This window comes from Paenimyroides aestuarii (assembly GCF_024628805.1).
In the GTDB taxonomy this organism is placed as follows: domain Bacteria; phylum Bacteroidota; class Bacteroidia; order Flavobacteriales; family Flavobacteriaceae; genus Flavobacterium; species Flavobacterium aestuarii_A.
In genome coordinates this window covers 1,223,718-1,242,218 of the sequence record NZ_CP102382.1, presented here as the reverse complement: position 1 = coordinate 1,242,218, position 18,501 = coordinate 1,223,718, and the positions used below count along the sequence as shown (strand labels likewise).

Below are 18,501 nucleotides of genomic sequence, written 5' to 3'. Positions count from 1 at the left end.
AGCATTTGACTAGAAAATTAATCAAGAGTGGTCAGCTGGTTTTTTGGTTATGAGGGCGAAATTTTACTCTTTTGAGTTAAGTATTTCAAAGTCATACAACGCAATTAAGTCTATTTTGTGCGCCCAAATTTCTTGCGTGTCAGTTCCTGGGAAAGCTCCAACAATGCTTGTATTTTCAAATTCATTATTGAAATAATATTTTATATCAGCTTTATACGTTAATGGAATATCTAGGTTATTTCTTATCTTGAGAAGTGTTTTGTAATCACTATCTTCTTTTCCATTATTATAATATGCTCCAACAAACAGAATATCCACTGTATTTTTTTTAGGATTTTCAGAAAAAACTTTGTCATGTTTGTCAAAGGAATACATCTCTTCATAAGGTTCACTACTTATGATTCTATATTCAAATTTATTTTTAGAAGTTTCCTTTAATTCAAGCGTTAATTTAGTCCACAATGGAATGGTGTATGCACCATATTCGGTGGGCAATTCTTGAATTTTATTCTCTGTTTCTTGAGCAAAAACAAATTGAGTAGCCAAAAACAGTAGTAAATACAATTGCGTTTTCATGAGGTATTTTTTTTAACTTAAACTTAATTACAAAAATCTGTTATTTCTAAAAAAAGGGCAGTAACAATTAAAAAGTTAAATATAACGAAAATTTTTTACCCTTAAATTTAAACCAAAGTAACCCATTTGTCGTTATGGATTTCAGCTATGATTTGTATTCGTTCATTTTTTCTTTGAGTAAGTTGAATAGTTTGTTAAAATCTGTTTTTAAGGCGTTTGAGGAAATACTAATGGGCGAATCCGAGGTTTTATAATTCATTTTCATTGCATTTTTTTGGATTGGATTTGAAATCTTTTCCATAAACGCTTCAGGATTTTTAAGGACAATCGATATAAACTTTTGATTCATGACCTGAGTGCTCGAAATTTCTTGAATTTCACTCCATGGAATGAACCCAATTGACAAGCCACTTGTATTGTCAATAATTCCGTCTTGATTAATGATAAGTCCAGCTTTTTTGTCAAACAATTTGCGAAAAATCATTATTCCTATAAAACCAAAAAACACTATAGATAACAATCCAATAACATAAATTACTACTGAATTTCCTAAGATTGGATTGTTCAGCTCTGGTGGGTTTACTAAAAACCAAACACCAAGGATTACAAAAATTATGGAACCAATAAATGTGCGTGTCATTTTGGTTTTGCTAAGCGGAATTTCAATTTGTTGTTGGTTATTCATTGGTAGATTTTTAAAAATAGTTTAAATGATGGTTTTGTAGATAATTAGCAGTGAGGCAACTAGCATCAATGATTTTCATATTCGAGTATCAATTTTTTTAAATTTTTGTCAAAATATTTTTTTTGTTTAACAACGTCTGTTCACCAAGCCAATAAAAATCTCGTAATTGTTTGGAACGAATTTTTTCTTTGTCAGATTCAGAAACACAGCAAGGACAACCTTCAATTGTCGATTTAAAAGGGTAAATCGAAAAAGTAGTGTATAGGTTTTCAATAGCTATTTTCAGTTCTTCTGTCATTTTTTTGGGATCTTTGTTTAAGCTGACCGCTACGCTTTTCGGGCTTTGCTTTCGGGCGGCTAACTAGCACGAAACTGTAAATCTGTACTAAACTATATGAAGCACAAAATTTCATTTAACCACTGAGTCACCACTTTTGAGTAGGCTTTGTTAGCAAGCTTTTTTACTTTAATTTTTTTACAAATCCATAAGTTGGAACAGGCGTTTTTCCGTTTGGAATTTCACTAAATGCCTTGTAAATAACATAGTCCTTGTTCTTTTCAATTCCATTAAAAGCTTTGATAATCTCTGAATGAACTTTTTCATACTCTGCGTTGGTTTTCACCGTATCTTTTAAGTCTAAGTTGGTCACATACTCAATCATCGGGAAATATCCTTCTTCAGTTCCTTTTGGATAAATTGACAAGATTTGTGGTTTTGAGTCAATTGCTTCAAGTGTCATTGGAAATTTATATTTAGAGTTTATTTCTTTCATTACTTTTTCATAAAACCCTTTCATTTCCTCTTCTTTTTGATATTGCCAAAAATTATTGACGGGATTTGCCACTCTTGAGCTTAGAAACATATTGTTCGCAGCATTAATCAAATATCCATTTTCATGTTCCACTTTGGCTTCAGAGTACAATTCAGGGGCAGTTTTGTCATTGACTTTGTATTGTCCGAAATGAAGGATATTGAGCTTCCAACCATCTGGATAATTTCCATAAATGTTGGTAACAATAAATTCGTCAAGACCGCTTTTGGAAATTAAAAGGGAAATGAACATTTCTTCGTTCAAGGCTTGATAATTTACAGTATAGTCATTCAGTCCGCTAACTCCTGACACAATAGTATTTCCAATACCTGTTGTTGAATTCTTTGTATGAAATTGATTTAAAACTTTATAGTCAGTAGTAGTAATCACACTACTTGCTTGTTCAAGCAATTGACCAATGTTATCACCACTTTTTTCTAATAGCTTATCTGACATTATTGATTTCAAAAGTTCAATATTATTTGTAGTAACGGCCTCCAAAACTTTTATGTCCAACGTTTCAATTTCATTTTTTAGACTTTGTTCAATGTTCTCGTCTTTCCAAGTTCCTGTAGTTCCAACATTACAGCTTTGAAGTACAAAGACTGTTAGAATTGTCAAAACAATAGTTTTTATTCTTGTCATTTTGTTCTTTTAAATGGTGGCTAACTGCTTTCGGCTTTGCGATGTTGGGAAATTCAAAATGCAAATACCCAATAGAATTCAAATGCTTAAATTTAGCACTATTTTACAAAACCGCATGCATCTGTTTCATCACTCAAAAATAGAAAAAAAATGGAATCTTGCTTTATACAAGTACGAAAAAAATTCCCTTTCAAAATACTTTTCAAAAAATAAACCTCGCTTAAAAAAGCTTAAACGAGGTTGGATATTCTATTTGTTTTCTGAAAAATGAGAGTTGTGCAAGGTTTGCCGTTGTGGGCGGTATTTTTCAGCGTGTAGTTGTTTTATCGCCCATATTTTTCCTTTAGTTCGAGTTTTTTAATTCGAGAGGTTATTGCTCCTTCTTTTCTTTCGAAAATATGAGCAAGTTCTTTTACTTTTTTACCTTCACAAAATAACAATTCAAGTTTTTCATCATCTTCTTCTGTCCAAGGTTGATAGGCATTTTGGTGTGTTGCTCTAATTTTTTCTATTGAATATTTTTTTTCTTCAGTCTTTGGTTGTTGAAGTTCTTTAAACTTCAATAGTGCATTTCTAAACGTATCCACAAAATCCTTTAAATCTTCTTCAAAAATCATAACTCTATGATGTTCCGAAGTATTGTCAGTTTTTTTCTTCTCTGAAATAGTTAGATACAAATCTCCTTGTTCACTCTTTTTTATGTCAAAAAAGTAGGTTCGATTTCCTTTTACTATTTTATCTGTATGTAATTTATTTTTGTTCATTTTGATAAATCTTCAATACATTGCTCTCTGATTTTCCAAAGCTCATCAAGAGAGTAATTTATGTTGTTATTTTCATTGAGCCAATTTATTAAATAATCTTTATGTATTTGAATTTTGAAATTGTTAATCTCATTTGGCTGGATTTCTGTTTCAAAAAGTAAGTCATTTACGAAGCCTGCTGACGAAGAATTTTGTTTAGTATAATCGAAAATTTCATTTTCGTACTTCAAATAGTTGTGTGCTTCCGGTATATACTTCAGATTATTTTCTAATAAAGTCTTTTGAACTTTTGGCGTATTGTGAGGATTCATCTTGAAAATTCCGAGTATCAGTTGAATGTTTTTAAAATCATTTTCATTGGCTAACTGTTTTAATACAGCGTGTTTGGTGCTACAAGTTCCTTTTTTCTCTATGAAAATGCTTTTTAAATCCTCTTTGTTTGAATTTCTTCCGTAACTCAAATTTTGAATATATTCAGTGGCTCGGTGAAATGTTAAGATATTTTGTCTTAAAAATGCTCTTGAGATTTCCCCGTGTGGTTTTATGTCAAAATTCGGAAGTTTTTTCATAGATGTGTGTTGCTTTAAAATGGCAGTAACGTTTTGCATGTATGTGTAGTTGCGTGGTTTAGCACGTAACTTTGCAAGTACACACCAAACTGAAAATCCTCGCGGATTTTCAGAAGTAGGCGACAAGTAGCAATTACTTATAGCGATTGTTGGGTTATCGTTTTTTTTAACTCTTTTCTGGAAACATAATGTTCAATTCATTAAGTGAACAGGGTTTATTTCCAACATTTTTTCCAACAGCAAAGTTTTCAAATTTCAGTTCCTTACTATCAATAAGTTTCTGTAAATAATCAGTTTCGAAGCCTAGCTGTTGTAATTTGTCTTTTCCTATTTTGACATCCTCAATATTGTCTAAAAAATAGTTAGCATATATTTGTACTCTAATTAGTCTTTCGTTTTCGTAAATGTTCGGACTTTCTGGTAATATTGATTCAGAGAATTCAATAGCTTTCTCAAAATCTCCATTAAACAACAATGTTGAAGCAATATCAGCTTTTAAAATAAATGAATCAGGATAATTCTCTAAAATTCTTTTTTCGGTTTCTAAAGCTCCTTTAAAGTCTCCCATAAACATAAGACCTTGAGATTTTAAATAGAGAGCTTTAAAGTTTAGTGAATCTCTTTTTAAGCATTCTTCAAGAAGATTCATTATTTCAAAAAGATTTGGATTAGAAATGGTTTTGGAGTGAGCTAAACGAAAATATAATTCTGCATTATTTGGATTTTCGTTTATTAAGGTATTCAATAGCTTATTTGCACTTTGAAAGTCATTTAATTCTTGATAATTGGTTACTTCTTTCAATTGAGAATTCACATCCATACCCTGATTTTCATTTCCGTTTTTTCCTTTACAAGAAAAAAGTAAAAAGGTCAGAATTATAATTGTTATTTGTTTTGTCATTCGTTTTCTCAGAATGTCTTACGACGGATTGTGGTTTTGCGATGGTGGGGAAATCGAAGAACCAAACTTTCAACTTATCACCCAAAGTAGCCGAAGCCATTTTTTATTTGCTAATATATATAAAAAGCAAATACAAATGGCGAAGGCGATATAGAATTACCAAAAGTTCAAATATAGCAAAAATTTCATTAGAATTCCTTCAGCCCCGCTTTTGGCAATACCGTGTTAGGCGATTGTGCTATTATTCAGGTTTTATTTTAACAATTTTGTTGTCACGCAAAATAACCAGTTCGCTGTTTTTCATTTTCTTAAATTCTAAAAGTTTTTCATATACTTTTTCAAGTCCTTTTAGTATTTTATTTTTTTCGTCTATATGTTTTTCAGTTGTTGTCATAGTATTTTTTTAAAAGATTAAACTTGTCTATGTTTACAATATTAAGTGAAGTATCAAATTGTTTATCCGCTAAAAGTTCGTGTTTCACTTCCGAGTTATCAAAAATAAATGCTCCGTCAACGATTGGAAGATAGATGTCGAACAAATTTTTAATTCCTCTGATATATCTTCTTTCGATAACTTCTGGCTCGATGTTATGTCCACCTTCCGAAACCCTAATTTTCACACGTTCTTTAGCTAGTTCAATGTTTTGAAGCCAAAAGAATAACAATGTTACTCGATAACCTTTATCTTTTGCTTCGATGATTTTGTTCTTATAACTTTTGGTTGATAAAGTCGTTTCAAATGCGAAATTTTCGTTGTTAGAAAGTAGTTCGTTGATTCTGTTTAGCATTATTCTACCTGCTTCAAACGAAACTTTTTCAGGTTGAAAAGGGGAAAGTCCTTTTGCAATTTCGTCTGCATTCACAAATTCTTTACAATCTAAAATCTCAGGTAAAATCGTAAATGAGGCAGTCGTTTTTCCTGCTCCGTTGCAACCTGCGATTATGTAAAGTTTTTTGTCAGTCATAATCGCAAATTTACAAAATATTATGTTTGATATGGAAGTTTAGATGTGGTATTTTTAACCTACTAACACCAACCTAATTGTGTTTAAAATATATAGTAGAAAAAGTCCTGCTAAAATGTAGAGCGAGGATTTGTTCACTTTTTTAGTTCCGAATTTCTGTACACAAATTCGGTCAATAACAATAATTATCAATGCAGGAATCAATAGCATTGAGGCATACATTCCCGTCATTTGGTCGTTCATACCAGAACTTGACACAAATAAAATCAATCCGATAATACCGATAATAGTCAATACAATTCCAAAGACGTAATATATAGTTAGTTTTTGTGGAAAATTTCTCATTTTAGTGTTTTTGAAAATTTTAAATATTCTCTGATGATGAAAAGCCAAACAGGAAAATATGTTGCTATTGCTATTAGAATGGTTTCAGTGTAGGCTATGTCGTTTTGGAATATAGTTAACCAAAAAAAACTGCTCATCACAATTGGAAGTACTAAAAAGGATAAAGTAATTCTTGTTTTTGATTGGCGGAATTTCCAGTTTAAGTTTAAGAAAATACCAAGAGTCGAAAGCGAAATGAAAAGTGCAGATACAACCGCTAAGATTTCAGTAAAAAACGGCATATAACAATTGCGCATTTCTATTTCAGAGAATTTTGAATTTTGCCAGCTAAAAACCAAAATAAAAGCAAGTAAAAATGTTGTGAAAATGCTGAATATATTAATACGAAGAAATGTTTTCAAAAGTTGGTTTTTCATCTGTTTATATGTCGTTTCGGTTTGTGCAAAGTGTTGGTTTAGCATATCGCCTAACGGTTTTGTGTATGGCTCGTTGCGGGAGATCTGCGAGGATTTTCCGCCGTAACCGAAAGATAGCAAATTGCAATGAATTCCGATTAGGAATTCAGCCGCAATGAGCTATACACGGTGTTGTAGCACGTTTTTATTATTCAACTTTTCTTTTATTTCCACAATTCGCACACATTTTTGCTTTTGGTGTTCTATATGGTTTTCCGCAATTTTCACAATCAGGTCCGACTTGTTCAAGTGAGTGATGCATAATCGCATTCGGTTCAGTTTCTCCAAATCCAGTCAACTTATTATAGTATTCCAATAATTCTTTAAATCTCTCCTTTCTATCCACTTTTGCTATTTTAAATCCTTTTGAGTATAATTTAGAAGCGATAGCAAATTCTTCTTTGTCCAACATTGGAATTTCCATTTTGCATCTCCAGCAATATTTAATTTCCATTTTATTCGATTGTTTGATGTTTTAAAACAAATTCATCGAATAGTATTTGTTCAGTTTGTTTTTCAGTTGACATTTCAGATAGTTTTAAATCACTCATTCCTCTTGGTGAATAAAAAAACGTTTTCCAAATCGGTCTATGTTTAATAAAAACATTTTTTCCTCCAAATTCATCGTGAGTATAGATTCCAACCCAAAATTTTGAGACGATTAAAATTCCTATTGTGAATATTGTAATTCCTATTTTTCTTTTCAATTCGGGAATAGTTTTTTCAAATGTGCTACAACGGTTGGACTATGAACAGTTGGGGATTTTACGCCCTAACTTTTCGGTTTAGCACCGACCTTTGTTTTATGTTTATACTTTCGTTTTATCACTTAAGCCCCAATTACTTATAGCCATTGTTAGCAAACGTTTTATAGTTTTCAAATAGTTTGAGATAAAAATAAGCCATTTCTTTAGAATTAATTTGTCCATAGTTTTGCCGCCCACCTGTAAACATCAATATCTCTTTATTTTTGATGATTTCCTTCCTAAAAACCACATAATCTATTTTGTTTGAATAATCATAGACTTTCTTAATAATTAGTGTATTTTCATCTTTATACTCTAGCTGTACGAAGTTTTCAGCAGAGCGTAAAAAAGCAATTTGCTCAGATAGTTGCGTATCATATTTTTTTTGAAAATCTACTTTTTTATTTTTATCAATATTATTTATTGCGTTCCAGAGTTTTTCTGCTTCATTTCCAATTTTTATTATCGAAACCAAATCCCAATTCCCATCAATTTTTGGCGTGTAAACTTCATCCATACTTATTGTGTCTAAAGAATTTATAATGCCTTTATGTATATTTTTATAAACTTTTTTATCCAGTATAGATAACCCGTTTTTGTAATGATTCCAATCTAATAAGTTCTTATTAAAACTAGTATTATATAGGTTTTTAGCAACCCTTAATTGAGAAATAGCTAAATCTAACAACTCTTGTTCTGACGCATCAAAACCAAGTGTCTCATTTTCCTTATAGAATATAGAAAAGGTACTACTTTTATTGGAATACTTAAAATATAGTGTACATATGGCTCCTCTATTAGATTTGAATATAATACTTTCTTTATCAGAAAAATATATTTTACGGTAAAGTTCTGTATGTTGTTGTATAAATTTTTTGGTTGTTACACTAGAGGAGTCCGTCGTTTTAACAATATGTAACTTACCTTCAAAACCGATATACCCTTTGTATGGAATATTATTTTCAAAGTTATAATGAGAATAGTTTAACGAATCACTATCGATAACCAAATCACACAAATGCCACTTAAAAACATATGTACCATTACTGTAATCAATGGAATAGTTAAATGGTAGTGCTATATCATTATCAATGCCAGTTAGATGATATGGAATATTTGCTTGTGTTTTTCTAACAACACTTATAGAGTCTAAACCAATTGTGTCTTGAATAGGTTGACTTATTTCAATTTCTGCTACTTTATTTTCAATTAAACTTTTGTTTTTACAATTAAATAAAAGTAACAGAGAAAAAATTGCTATTATGGAGTGTTTCATTCAATGTTTGCTAACGGTTCGGGCTTTGCGTTCGGGCGGGTTTCGGAGAACAAAGCTTCAATTTATTACTAAAGTTCAATTGAAAAACTGCCGTTGAATTTTGCACTGCACCCGCCATTTCGCCAAACCGATGTTGTACGTAGTGTTTTTATTCAATTAGTAATTTTTCGGTGTATTCAGTAACGAAACTTCTTAAAAATCCATCTATATCTTTTTGTTTCCAACCATCTTTTTTTAGTTCTTTTTTACGTTCAAGATATTCGTTAGACTTTATGTAAGCTTCAAATTGTTTTTCTTTAAGATTCTCATACTCCTTGAAGTTTAAATCTTTGGACTTTATATATTTACCTTTTTCAATTTCAATTATTATATAATTTTCATAAGTTGAACCATATCCCATATGAACATAATTAATTAATTCTCCATATGGTAAAGTAAGTAGACCATTGAACCAATCAATTTTCCGATCTTCAGTTTTCGGAAAGACTTCATTTATCACACTTTTCCATTCTGTATCATCGGATTTTTCATTCCAAATTTGAATTTTTATGTCTTTTACGTAAAGTTGATTTTCAATTATTTCGAATGTTGCAACATAGCCTCTCCATAAAGCTGTTGACATTACACCACCTTTAGGTCGTTTATCTTCATTCTTTTCAAAATATTTTTCAAGTGGATTTGTGAGTAAAGAATATTCTTTGTTATTAAATACGATTCTGTCAGGATATTGTGCAGTTGCAAATACCTTAGCAAAACTAAAAACAGACAATAATATTACGAGTATAATTTTCACGAGATTTGTTTTAACATTACGTACAACGGTTTGGGTATTGCCGAAGGCGGGGATTTTTGCACCCAAGGTCAATAGAAATACCTCAAGCCAAATATATGCAAAAATTTCTAAATACGCACTTCAGCCCCGCTTTTGGCAATACCTTGTTAGCGGTTCGGGCTTTTGTTGTTATATTTTAAATACTTTTTCAATTATTTCGTCAATTTCTTTAACTGATATTGCACCCCGTATGCTACCGTCTTCAACTACGGTTTGTTTGTCTTCCGTTACTATAAGTGTTCCATTTTTTCCACCACCTTCGTCAAAAGGAAGTATTCCGTTTTCTTTATACCAAGTATATTTTTCTTCCCAACGTTGTTTGTATTCTTTGTCGTGTAACATTCCGCAATGTTCCCAATAATAAACTTCGCCTGTATCATCGTTTTCAATAGTAAAGTCGGGAAGTTTCTCTACTTCTTTAATGAAAAGTTTTTTCTCGTAAAGCGGATTTAGTTTCTTGTCGATTAAACGCTGATAAATCAATAATTCACTTTTAGAGCGTAACATTTTTCCGTCACTTGCTTGGTGAATTAAATTCTTCTCTAAATATTGACCTTCTATGTCAATTAGTTCGGGATTGTTGAATAAATTAGTTATTCTTTTTAGTGCGTCTGATTTTGCTGGCGAAGCAAATCCCTTTATGTCAAATGCATTCCCTTGAATGAGCAAAATTACTTTGTCCTTTTGTCGTGTTAGCGCTGTGTAAAGCATTTCTCTTGACAACAAGAAACAAGGATTAGGAATTACAATAAAAACTTTACCAAATTCACTTCCTTGTGCTTTGTGAACTGTCAACGCATAAGCCAATTCAAGAGGATTATTTGCTTCTTCGGAAAACTCCCAACCTTTAAAAGTGTATTTGTAGCCTTTCTGAGAAGTAAATTCTATCTCTGTGTTTTTGGGTCTTCCTTTAAAAGTCATTTTGGACGTTTTGAATTGTCCAATTACCATCCCGATTTCGCCATTTGCAACGTAATTCAATGAACCGTCTGGCCATACTTCATTTCTACGACTATTAAACAAATTGATGATTTTGTCGCCATATACAATTTCTTCTAACCCAATTGGTGCAGGGATTTTACCGTATTTGTTACGGGCATATTCAACTTTGTCTTTTCTGAATTGCTTATGTATTTTTCTATTTAATGCTCTAACGCCAAAAACTTTTTCTCTAACAGGCGATAAAATCTGCCAATGTTCTGCTGAATTAGCGGCTTCTCTGAAGTTAAAATATCTACCATCAGAAGAACCTAAAGTTTTATTAAAAGTTTCAACGTCTTCAATGGACGACATTCCTAATTCTGAAACTAAAACTTCTTCAAATTTCTTTTCAAATTCCGTTTCGTTTTCCCAATATTCTATTCGTAGATAATTTGAATTAGGTGTTGTAATTATGTGGTTTATGATACTGTCCGCTCCAGGTTCTAAAGATTCTCCGCTAAACCATTCTGCAAGTTGTAAATCTTCTCTTTTTGTTCCGCCTTGTCTGCGTTTTATAGTAAGCTCTGCATAACCTTTACCAATTCTTGGAAACGAAGTTTCAATTCCTTCAGGTTTCAAATAGTGAATTATGTCAAGAAATGGACGACCTGCACCTATTGGCGGTAATTGTCTATGGTCACCAACTAAAATGAAACGTTTTACTCCTTGTAAACAATCTAAGGTAGTGGCTAACATTTCTTCTGTAAGCATTGATGCCTCATCAAGAATAACTGTTGCATATTGGTCGCAATGTTCATTTGAAAAAACATATCGTTGCACTTCTCCGTTGTATCTTCCGTAGCCAGAAAGAAATTGTGCCAATGTTTTTGCGGTAACATTTATGTCTTTAGCAACTTCTTCCATTCGCACTCTTGCTTTACCTGTTGGGGCAAGCAAAAGAACTCCGTTGTCTTCCACTTCTTTTTGTCCTGCTAAAATGGTAAGCAACGTTGTTTTTCCTGTTCCAGCGGGACCAATCAATACAGAAAATCTACTTTCTGCAATTTCTTTCAATGCAGCGGCTTTCTCTTTTCTTGCCTTTAATTCTTGCTCATCGGGTTTACCTTTGGTAAATGCTTTTAAAGCATTATCTAATAAAGAACTCCAATCTGCATTTAATTCAAGTCGTTTTGCACTTACTCGTTGAGTGATTTTTTGGTTGATGATTTCCCTTGTTTCTGAAAAACGTTTTAATTGATACGCCCTTTCTCCGTTTTTCATTTCTTCCAATGTAATTGTGTCCGCGAATACAGTTTCGGCTAAATCAAAATAATCGCTATTAATATCACAAGCTGGCGAAATAGATAAACTTCGAATTTGTTTGATTATTTCTTTACGTGGCAATAAAGTGTGTCCAAGTATAGATGCAAATTCTAATTGTTGTATCGTTAATGCTCTTATGCGATTATTTTCAAAAGGGTCTGAATACAAAATGTCGTTTGGTAACAAATTATCAGTTCCCTTTTTTAAGTATAATCCTAAATCAATTGTTCCTAATGCTATTGGTGTAGCCGTTAATCGCAAATCCTCGTAAATCAAATATGGATTATTGATATATTCTTCGTCTTTTCTGCCAATTCCTAATTCTTCTCTTTCTTCGTGAACAAAAAGAAATTTCGCTTGCTCAATATTCAAGTCAAAACGACTTAGTAAGTGTAGAAACTGAATACGAGTTGGCGTTGCTCTGGTTTTTAATTGTTGATACAGTTTTTTGCTGTTAAATGGAATTAATGCAGCAACCGCATCTGATAAAATACCTTTTGCATTGTCCAATGCTTTTTCAAAAAGAAGCCAAGGATTTTCCTTATCGTCTTTCAGTTGGTTAATGATTTCCGCAGCAACAAAATGACCTTTTTCAATTCCAAAAGCACAAAGTGCTGAACCCATTCCGGGATAAGCACCTCTCAATTTTTCCAACTCGGCAATTTCGTTGTGAATCCATTGAATTTTTAAAGTGTTGTTGTCCCCAATTCCTAATTCTTCCGCTTTTTCTAATGATTTTACACACTCTAATAAGACTCTAATTGCACTATCATTACTTACGTGTTCGGCTGCATACGAAAATTCAAAACGTTTGTCGTTTGGGACAATAACCGCTATTTCTGCAATATCAAAGTCAATATTTTCTTCTTGATATGAAATCGCTTCGTGATAAGGCAGAAGGAAACCATTTTTACCGTCATTTCTAATGGAATGCAAAATCATATGTTCCCAATATGCCGCAGAAAAATTTTTGTTGCTTCCTTCATATGCATCGGAAGGAATGATATTGTTAATTTTTCCAACGCCTACTAAAACTCTTCCCGATTCTTCTACAAACGGAGTTTGTTTAGCGTAGAAAAAAACAAGAGAATGCTTTGGCGATAAATGTTCAAAAAAAGCATTTAGTAATGCTTTCTGATTATTTAGTTCTTGAACCCAATGGTCATTTCCGCTTGTTGCCCAATCAAGTTGTGGTTCTCGGCTTTCGTCAAAATTCAAGTCATATAAACTTGTTTTCTCTTTTGCATTTTCTTTTAGCATCCAATGATAGGGAACTGCTGCTGCTGAAAAAGCTGGGAATTGAATTTTTGTCGGCTTTAAATGTCCGTGTGTTGTTGGCGAACTTTCTGCGTATGGATGTCGCAAGGTTTTGTAAAAAGCGAATGACGACATAAATGTTGCTCGTTCGCCAACACAAACAGGATATTGCTCTTCGTCTAAGTCTTTTAGGAATTTTCCTTTTGTGCTGTCTTCCAACTCGTCATTTCTGTTTAACGCACAGTTTTTTAAAATAAGACAAGCACCATTGGCTTTCGGATTATTGCAAACAGAACCATTCCACGCATTGTCGTGCCAAGGCACACGAATTGAAAGGTGTTTTAAAATGTATCTTGGATTGTGTTTCACGTTTTTGTTAATTGTCTGTAATTTGTTTGTTGTAGGGTCGTTTTAGCCTGACCGCTAACGGTTTCGTATAACCGCAGTTACGGCCAAATTTAGTGAAAAATTTCAAACGAGGCACAAACTTTAGCAATTCCGAGTGGATTCGGACGTAGTCGAATCCGCAGTAATTGCGGTTATACATTGTTGTGTGCCGTTTTTTTTTCATTATTTTTCAATTCTTTTGATAAAAAATATCCGCCAACTATTCCGTGAATTATTCCAAATATTCCATAAATCCAAAGTTGATAAATCGAATATCCAGCAAGCGATTCCAATATTCGTATTCGCTCAAATTCAAACGAACTTATTATTCCGATAACTAATGCTTTAAAGTACAATATTAAAATCCACGAAACAAAAAGAGCAAAAAATGATATTCCGAAATATTTTTGTTTTTCTTTTCCAACATATTTGGTCAAATATTTAAAAGCTAATATTCCGATTAATGGTATCGAAATTATTGTCGTAATCCATTCAATCCAATCTCTTTCAATTGTGTACCAACTTGGGATTTCTCCAATAATAGCATAAAAAACGAAAAGAAAAATCAGTCCGAAAAAGTAATATTTGGTTATTAAAAATTTGATATTTTTCAATTCAGCGTTCAGTTTTTCTTAAATGGCACACAACACAAATATATACGAAAGTTTCTTAATTAACAAAAAATAAAATATGAACCCACAAATAGCTGTTAATAAACCATATAATCGACAACAAACATTTACAATCGACTACAAATGTTTAACAACCGAATAAAATTTGCAAGCTGTCGCAACTTTGTACCAAATCATTATTTAATCATAAATTTTATACGCCATGAGTACATTACGTAACAACGTTCGCTTAATCGGGAGAGTAGGCAACACACCAGAAACCAAAACTTTTGACAATGGTACAAAAGTAACCTTATCGCTTGCAACCAGTGATTATTATTACAACGATAAAAAAGAAAAAGTGGAAACCACCCAATGGCACAACATCGTTGCATGGGGCAAAACCGCTGAACTGATTCAAAAATATGTTGAAAAAGGTAAAGAAATTGCCGTGGAGGGTAAACTTACTTATCGCACCTACGAGGATAAAGAGGGCATCAAGCGCAGCATTACCGAAATTGTAATCAGCGAAGTGCTGTTTTTTTTAAATCAAAATCCGTAGCGCCTTATAGCATTTCCAAAGATGCACAGATGATTACGAATAAATGAGCGCAACTTATAAAGCGATGCATCTTATAGAATACATCGTATTCAAAATCTGTGAAAGTTTCATTGATAGTAACATTCATTTGTAAAACTAGATCAGTATATCTGTGGTAAAATCAAATCACTGCATATCATCGTGTTAAAAGTTATTTAGGTCATACCCTACGGGTAAAAACCAAAAGAAAATCCCTCTCACCGGGATTTTCTTTTTTTATGAAAATTAGCTTTAAACCTGTGATGCTGCTCGCAATCAATGCTTTAATTTATACACCACACTCCTCCCCTTTTTGTGGTGCAGAAATCATACTATTTTCTTGGAAAAACAAAACAAAAATTTCCTTTCAAAAAAAGATTATTTTTATTTGTTTTAAATAAAAACAATGGTACTTTTGCATCAAATTTTTTAAAGATGAAAAGATTACTACTCCTTATTCCTGCAGTTACAGTGGCTTTTGACGGGAATGCACAACAAACCGACTCTATCAAATCTGACAACTTAGAGGAATTAATCATTGAGGCATATATTCAAAAAAATGTTCATTCGGCAAACAAAATGCCTTTGAAAGACATTGAAAATCCACAGGTTTATAATGTAATCAACAAAAATATTTTAAAACAACAAGCGGCTACTACTTTTAGCGATGCTTTGAAAAATGCTACGGGTGTTTCGCGCCTTTGGGAATCTACCGGTCGTGGTACAGATGGTGCAGAGTTTTACACCATGCGTGGTTTTTCTACGCAGCCCCGCTTGCTAAACGGTATGCCGAGTTTTACCAATGGAAGTTTAGACCCCGCAAATGTGGAGAGCATCGAAGTAATCAAAGGTCCATCGGGAACCATGTATGGTGGCAATATTGTATCGTATGGTGGATTGATCAATATCACTACTAAAAAGCCTTACGAAACTTTTGGCGGCGAAATGGGGTATATCAATGGCTCCTACGGATTAAACCGCGTGACTGCTGATATTAACACGCCTTTGAACAAACAAACTTTCTTGCGTTTAAACACTGCGTACCAATACCGCAACTCGTTTCAAGATGCCGGTTTTAGCAAATCGCTGTTCTTTGCTCCATCGTTGAAATTTGTGGCAAATGACCGTTTAACTTTCTTTGTGAATACCGAAATTAAAAGTTCAGAAGCTGCCAATGCACCCATGATTTTTTTAAGCCGATACAGTCCGTTGTCGTTTCAATCGATCGATTTATTCGAACAAAACTATAAAAATTCCTACACCAGCAACGATTTGACCATTAAAAACCCTACGTTTAATTTTCAAGCATACGCGGTGTATCAATTGGCTGAAAACTGGACATCGACTACCATTTTTTCTAAAAATAATGCTAAAACCAGCGGTTACTACCAATATTTGTGGGATGCTGCCAACGGAGACGAATTCACTCGTTTCATAACAAAAGGGGAAGCGCAAACCAACACTACCGGTATTCAACAAAATTTTGTGGGAACTTATACTATTGGTTCGGTTAAAAACAAATTGGTTGCCGGTTTAGATTATTTTCAACGAAAATTCTCTGTAGGCGGTACTGGTTGGGCTTCGTTTGGAACGGTTTCTTTGGTAAATCAAACAGATACAATGATTGATGCCAACGATAATGCGCAACAAACCATGTTGACTACACCGCATGTTGATGCTGCTTTAGTAGGAACATCGGCAGCACTACAATCTGCAGAAACAAAAATTTACAGTGCCTACGCGTCCAACGTCATTGAATTTTTACCAAATTTATCGGCAATGTTGAGTTTACGTGTGGATCATTTTACAGGAAAACCAACTGCTTATTCCACAGATGAAATCGAAGGAAAAACCACCTTATCACCCAAATTAGGAATTGTTTACCAACCTATTAAAGACCAATTATCGGTATTTGGAAACTATATGAACGGTTTTCAATACTTAGATGCTGCTGCGGTTGATATCACAGATAATGAAGGAAATGTAACCGGAAGAGAAGTACGCTTTTTTGACCCAGAACAAGCCAATCAATGGGAAATTGGGGCAAAAGCAAGCTTAATAAAAGACCGTTTATCGGTTACAGCAAGTTACTACGACATTAAAGTAAAAAACAAATTAATGGGCAATGGTATTGATGCCACCCAAGCAGGCGAAGTGCAAAGCAAAGGTTTTGAAGTAAGCGTATTGGGAAGCCCGATTGATGGTTTAAACATCATTGCTGGTTACAGCCACAACAATAACGAAGTGATTAAAGATGCGGAAGATTCGGGTTATTTAGGTTTAAGAACCGAAGAAGCAGGTCCTGAAAATTTATTTAACTTTTGGGCAAACTATACCATTCAGCAAGGTGCCTTACAGCATTTTGGATTAGGTTTTGGTGCTAATTCTGCAAGTGAATTATTAACGCTTAATCGCACAAACATTGGCACATTTGCTTTGCCGGGCTATACGGTTTTCAATGCTGCTTTATCATACAACACTGAAAAATACAGCGCTGTTTTAAAAGTGGACAATCTTACCAATGAAAAATATTTTATAGGTTGGTCAACAATCAACCCACAATTGGCACGTTCTATTTCGTTAGGTTTAAACTATAAATTCTAATGACTAAAAAGAAAGACAAAAAGCCCAAAAGCAAATTCAAGAAATTAATAGGCAAGTTGCACCTTTGGTTCGGCTTGCTTATTGGTGCTATTGTATTTTTTATTTCTATCACTGGTGCATTATATGTTTTTAAAGATGAAATCGAAGGCTTACAACGCAAAGAATATGTACAGCATCATGAACCCAACCATGAAAATAAAGAAAAACTTCCACTAAAGCAATTAGAAAACTTGGTGCAACAACAAGTGCAGGAACAATACCCAATTCACTGGGTAAATATTCCGATAGATCGTGCGCTGTCGTATCAATTTTATTATTTTGAACGAAACGAGCACGCTTGGAACTATTTCGATGAATATCCTGTTTACAAAGTGGCGTATGTAAATCCATACAACGGAAAAGTTTTGCAGGTGTACGATGAAAAAAACAGTTTTTTCAACATTGTGAAAATGTTGCATTGGAGTTTTCTGTTGAATTCTGATTGGGGAAAATGGGTAACGGGAATTCCTGTATTGATTTTTGTTTTTATGCTGATTTCGGGCATCATTCTATGGTGGCCAAAAAACAAATCGGCTCGTAAACAACGCTTCTGGTTCAAATGGAAAAACGTGAAAAGCTGGAAACGAAAAAACTATGACCTGCACAATATTATTGGTTTTTATACTTCGTTTTTTGCGCTTATCTTTTCTATTACCGGCTTGTTTTACGCGTTCTTTTTCATTCAAGCAATGATTTATGTGGTTTTTTCGGGCGGAAAAACACAATATCCCGATTTTTCGCACATTACCACCACAGCACCTGCATCATTGAGAACCGATACCACTTTAGATAAAATCGCCCAAAAGGTAGAAGAACTATACCCCGATGCGTATATGTTTGCTTTAGATTTAGGTCATGAGCACATGGACGATCACGAACATCCCAACTTTGAAGTGTTTGTGCGCCACTTGTCCTATTCCTACCACAAAAACAGTAATTTAATTTTCGATGAAAACTCGGGCGAATTGCTACACACCCGCAACCCCGAAGACAAAGATTTTGGCGAAAAAATGGTAAATGCCAATTATGATATTCACGTAGGATCAATCTTTGGTTGGCCCACAAAAATCATTGCTTTTATTGTGAGTTTGCTTTGTGCCAGCTTGCCTGTTACGGGGTTTATGATTTGGTATGGCCGCAATAAAAAGAAAAACAACACTAAAAAAGTGCACAACAAAACCATCTAACCAAACCCTAATTAATCATTT

At 33.3% G+C, this 18,501-nt stretch carries 19 protein-coding genes; 3 read left to right on the top strand and 16 right to left on the bottom strand.

The window, feature by feature from the left end; translation table 11 throughout:
• Positions 1-63: 63 nt before the first annotated feature.
• The 16 genes from NPX36_RS05915 to NPX36_RS05840 all read right to left on the bottom strand — a co-directional run bounded on the left by NPX36_RS05915 (position 64) and on the right by NPX36_RS05840 (position 14,073).
• Positions 64-576 (bottom strand): hypothetical protein, encoded by a 513-nt coding sequence (locus tag NPX36_RS05915; protein ID WP_257500491.1) that lies wholly within the window; start codon positions 574-576, stop codon positions 64-66.
• A gap of 145 nt (positions 577-721) precedes the next feature.
• Positions 722-1,261 carry an STM3941 family protein gene (locus tag NPX36_RS05910; RefSeq protein WP_257500490.1) on the bottom strand — a complete coding sequence of 180 codons (540 nt, stop codon included), beginning with the start codon at positions 1,259-1,261 and terminating at the stop codon, positions 722-724.
• 97 nt (positions 1,262-1,358) lie between these two features.
• Positions 1,359-1,559 (bottom strand): hypothetical protein, encoded by a 201-nt coding sequence (locus tag NPX36_RS05905; protein ID WP_257500489.1) that lies wholly within the window; start codon positions 1,557-1,559, stop codon positions 1,359-1,361.
• A gap of 163 nt (positions 1,560-1,722) precedes the next feature.
• Positions 1,723-2,718, bottom strand: coding sequence for a hypothetical protein (locus tag NPX36_RS05900; protein ID WP_257500488.1), 996 nt, complete (start codon positions 2,716-2,718; stop codon positions 1,723-1,725).
• A 323-nt stretch (positions 2,719-3,041) separates the two neighbouring features.
• Positions 3,042-3,482 (bottom strand): DUF3276 family protein, encoded by a 441-nt coding sequence (locus NPX36_RS05895; protein ID WP_257500487.1) that lies wholly within the window; start codon positions 3,480-3,482, stop codon positions 3,042-3,044.
• Positions 3,479-4,090: a hypothetical protein gene (locus NPX36_RS05890; RefSeq protein ID WP_257500486.1), complete on the bottom strand. Its 612-nt coding sequence runs from the start codon at positions 4,088-4,090 to the stop codon at positions 3,479-3,481. The genes NPX36_RS05895 and NPX36_RS05890 overlap by 4 nt, the downstream gene beginning before the upstream one ends.
• Positions 4,091-4,217: 127 nt before the next feature.
• Positions 4,218-4,952, bottom strand: coding sequence for a tetratricopeptide repeat protein (locus NPX36_RS05885; protein ID WP_257500485.1), 735 nt, complete (start codon positions 4,950-4,952; stop codon positions 4,218-4,220).
• A 241-nt stretch (positions 4,953-5,193) separates the two neighbouring features.
• Positions 5,194-5,346 carry a hypothetical protein gene (locus tag NPX36_RS05880; protein ID WP_257500484.1) on the bottom strand — a complete coding sequence of 51 codons (153 nt, stop codon included), beginning with the start codon at positions 5,344-5,346 and terminating at the stop codon, positions 5,194-5,196.
• Positions 5,333-5,917 carry a zeta toxin family protein gene (locus tag NPX36_RS05875; protein WP_257500483.1) on the bottom strand — a complete coding sequence of 195 codons (585 nt, stop codon included), beginning with the start codon at positions 5,915-5,917 and terminating at the stop codon, positions 5,333-5,335. The genes NPX36_RS05880 and NPX36_RS05875 overlap by 14 nt, the downstream gene beginning before the upstream one ends.
• Before the next feature lie 54 nt (positions 5,918-5,971).
• The gene (locus NPX36_RS05870; protein WP_257500482.1) at positions 5,972-6,262 is read right to left on the bottom strand and encodes a hypothetical protein; all 291 of its coding nucleotides are present in this window, start codon (positions 6,260-6,262) and stop codon (positions 5,972-5,974) included.
• Positions 6,263-6,865: 603 nt separating this feature from the next.
• Positions 6,866-7,171, bottom strand: coding sequence for a hypothetical protein (locus NPX36_RS05865; RefSeq protein WP_257500481.1), 306 nt, complete (start codon positions 7,169-7,171; stop codon positions 6,866-6,868).
• A 1-nt stretch (position 7,172) separates the two neighbouring features.
• Positions 7,173-7,424 carry a hypothetical protein gene (locus NPX36_RS05860; protein WP_257500480.1) on the bottom strand — a complete coding sequence of 84 codons (252 nt, stop codon included), beginning with the start codon at positions 7,422-7,424 and terminating at the stop codon, positions 7,173-7,175.
• Positions 7,425-7,557: 133 nt separating this feature from the next.
• Complete coding sequence (locus NPX36_RS05855; RefSeq protein ID WP_257500479.1) at positions 7,558-8,739, bottom strand: hypothetical protein; 1,182 nt, start codon at positions 8,737-8,739, stop codon at positions 7,558-7,560.
• Positions 8,740-8,887: 148 nt separating this feature from the next.
• Positions 8,888-9,532, bottom strand: coding sequence for a hypothetical protein (locus tag NPX36_RS05850; RefSeq protein ID WP_257500478.1), 645 nt, complete (start codon positions 9,530-9,532; stop codon positions 8,888-8,890).
• A 168-nt stretch (positions 9,533-9,700) separates the two neighbouring features.
• Positions 9,701-13,441 carry an AAA family ATPase gene (locus NPX36_RS05845; protein WP_257500477.1) on the bottom strand — a complete coding sequence of 1,247 codons (3,741 nt, stop codon included), beginning with the start codon at positions 13,439-13,441 and terminating at the stop codon, positions 9,701-9,703.
• Positions 13,442-13,611: 170 nt separating this feature from the next.
• Positions 13,612-14,073, bottom strand: a complete 462-nt coding sequence (locus NPX36_RS05840) for a hypothetical protein (RefSeq protein WP_257500476.1) — start codon at positions 14,071-14,073, stop codon at positions 13,612-13,614.
• 220 nt (positions 14,074-14,293) lie between these two features.
• Here NPX36_RS05840 and NPX36_RS05835 point away from each other — a divergent pair, with 220 nt between their 5' ends.
• The 3 genes from NPX36_RS05835 to NPX36_RS05825 all read left to right on the top strand — a co-directional run bounded on the left by NPX36_RS05835 (position 14,294) and on the right by NPX36_RS05825 (position 18,480).
• Positions 14,294-14,632 (top strand): single-stranded DNA-binding protein, encoded by a 339-nt coding sequence (locus NPX36_RS05835; RefSeq protein WP_257500475.1) that lies wholly within the window; start codon positions 14,294-14,296, stop codon positions 14,630-14,632.
• A gap of 453 nt (positions 14,633-15,085) precedes the next feature.
• On the top strand, positions 15,086-17,254 hold the full coding sequence (locus tag NPX36_RS05830) for a TonB-dependent siderophore receptor (RefSeq protein WP_257500474.1): 2,169 nt from the start codon (positions 15,086-15,088) through the stop codon (positions 17,252-17,254).
• Positions 17,254-18,480, top strand: a complete 1,227-nt coding sequence (locus tag NPX36_RS05825) for a PepSY-associated TM helix domain-containing protein (protein WP_257500473.1) — start codon at positions 17,254-17,256, stop codon at positions 18,478-18,480. The genes NPX36_RS05830 and NPX36_RS05825 overlap by 1 nt, the downstream gene beginning before the upstream one ends.
• Positions 18,481-18,501: the final 21 nt, after the last annotated feature.

Bases quoted from the DNA above. Each gene is read 5' to 3' on its own strand.
- NPX36_RS05915 (WP_257500491.1), bottom strand. From the start codon at position 576: ATGAAAACGCAATTGTATTTACTACTGTTTTTGGCTACTCAATTTGTT.
- NPX36_RS05910 (WP_257500490.1), bottom strand. From the start codon at position 1,261: ATGAATAACCAACAACAAATTGAAATTCCGCTTAGCAAAACCAAAATG.
- NPX36_RS05905 (WP_257500489.1), bottom strand. From the start codon at position 1,559: ATGACAGAAGAACTGAAAATAGCTATTGAAAACCTATACACTACTTTT.
- NPX36_RS05900 (WP_257500488.1), bottom strand. From the start codon at position 2,718: ATGACAAGAATAAAAACTATTGTTTTGACAATTCTAACAGTCTTTGTA.
- NPX36_RS05895 (WP_257500487.1), bottom strand. From the start codon at position 3,482: ATGAACAAAAATAAATTACATACAGATAAAATAGTAAAAGGAAATCGA.
- NPX36_RS05890 (WP_257500486.1), bottom strand. From the start codon at position 4,090: ATGCAAAACGTTACTGCCATTTTAAAGCAACACACATCTATGAAAAAA.
- NPX36_RS05885 (WP_257500485.1), bottom strand. From the start codon at position 4,952: ATGACAAAACAAATAACAATTATAATTCTGACCTTTTTACTTTTTTCT.
- NPX36_RS05880 (WP_257500484.1), bottom strand. From the start codon at position 5,346: ATGACAACAACTGAAAAACATATAGACGAAAAAAATAAAATACTAAAA.
- NPX36_RS05875 (WP_257500483.1), bottom strand. From the start codon at position 5,917: ATGACTGACAAAAAACTTTACATAATCGCAGGTTGCAACGGAGCAGGA.
- NPX36_RS05870 (WP_257500482.1), bottom strand. From the start codon at position 6,262: ATGAGAAATTTTCCACAAAAACTAACTATATATTACGTCTTTGGAATT.
- NPX36_RS05865 (WP_257500481.1), bottom strand. From the start codon at position 7,171: ATGGAAATTAAATATTGCTGGAGATGCAAAATGGAAATTCCAATGTTG.
- NPX36_RS05855 (WP_257500479.1), bottom strand. From the start codon at position 8,739: ATGAAACACTCCATAATAGCAATTTTTTCTCTGTTACTTTTATTTAAT.
- NPX36_RS05835 (WP_257500475.1), top strand. From the start codon at position 14,294: ATGAGTACATTACGTAACAACGTTCGCTTAATCGGGAGAGTAGGCAAC.
- NPX36_RS05830 (WP_257500474.1), top strand. From the start codon at position 15,086: ATGAAAAGATTACTACTCCTTATTCCTGCAGTTACAGTGGCTTTTGAC.
- NPX36_RS05825 (WP_257500473.1), top strand. From the start codon at position 17,254: ATGACTAAAAAGAAAGACAAAAAGCCCAAAAGCAAATTCAAGAAATTA.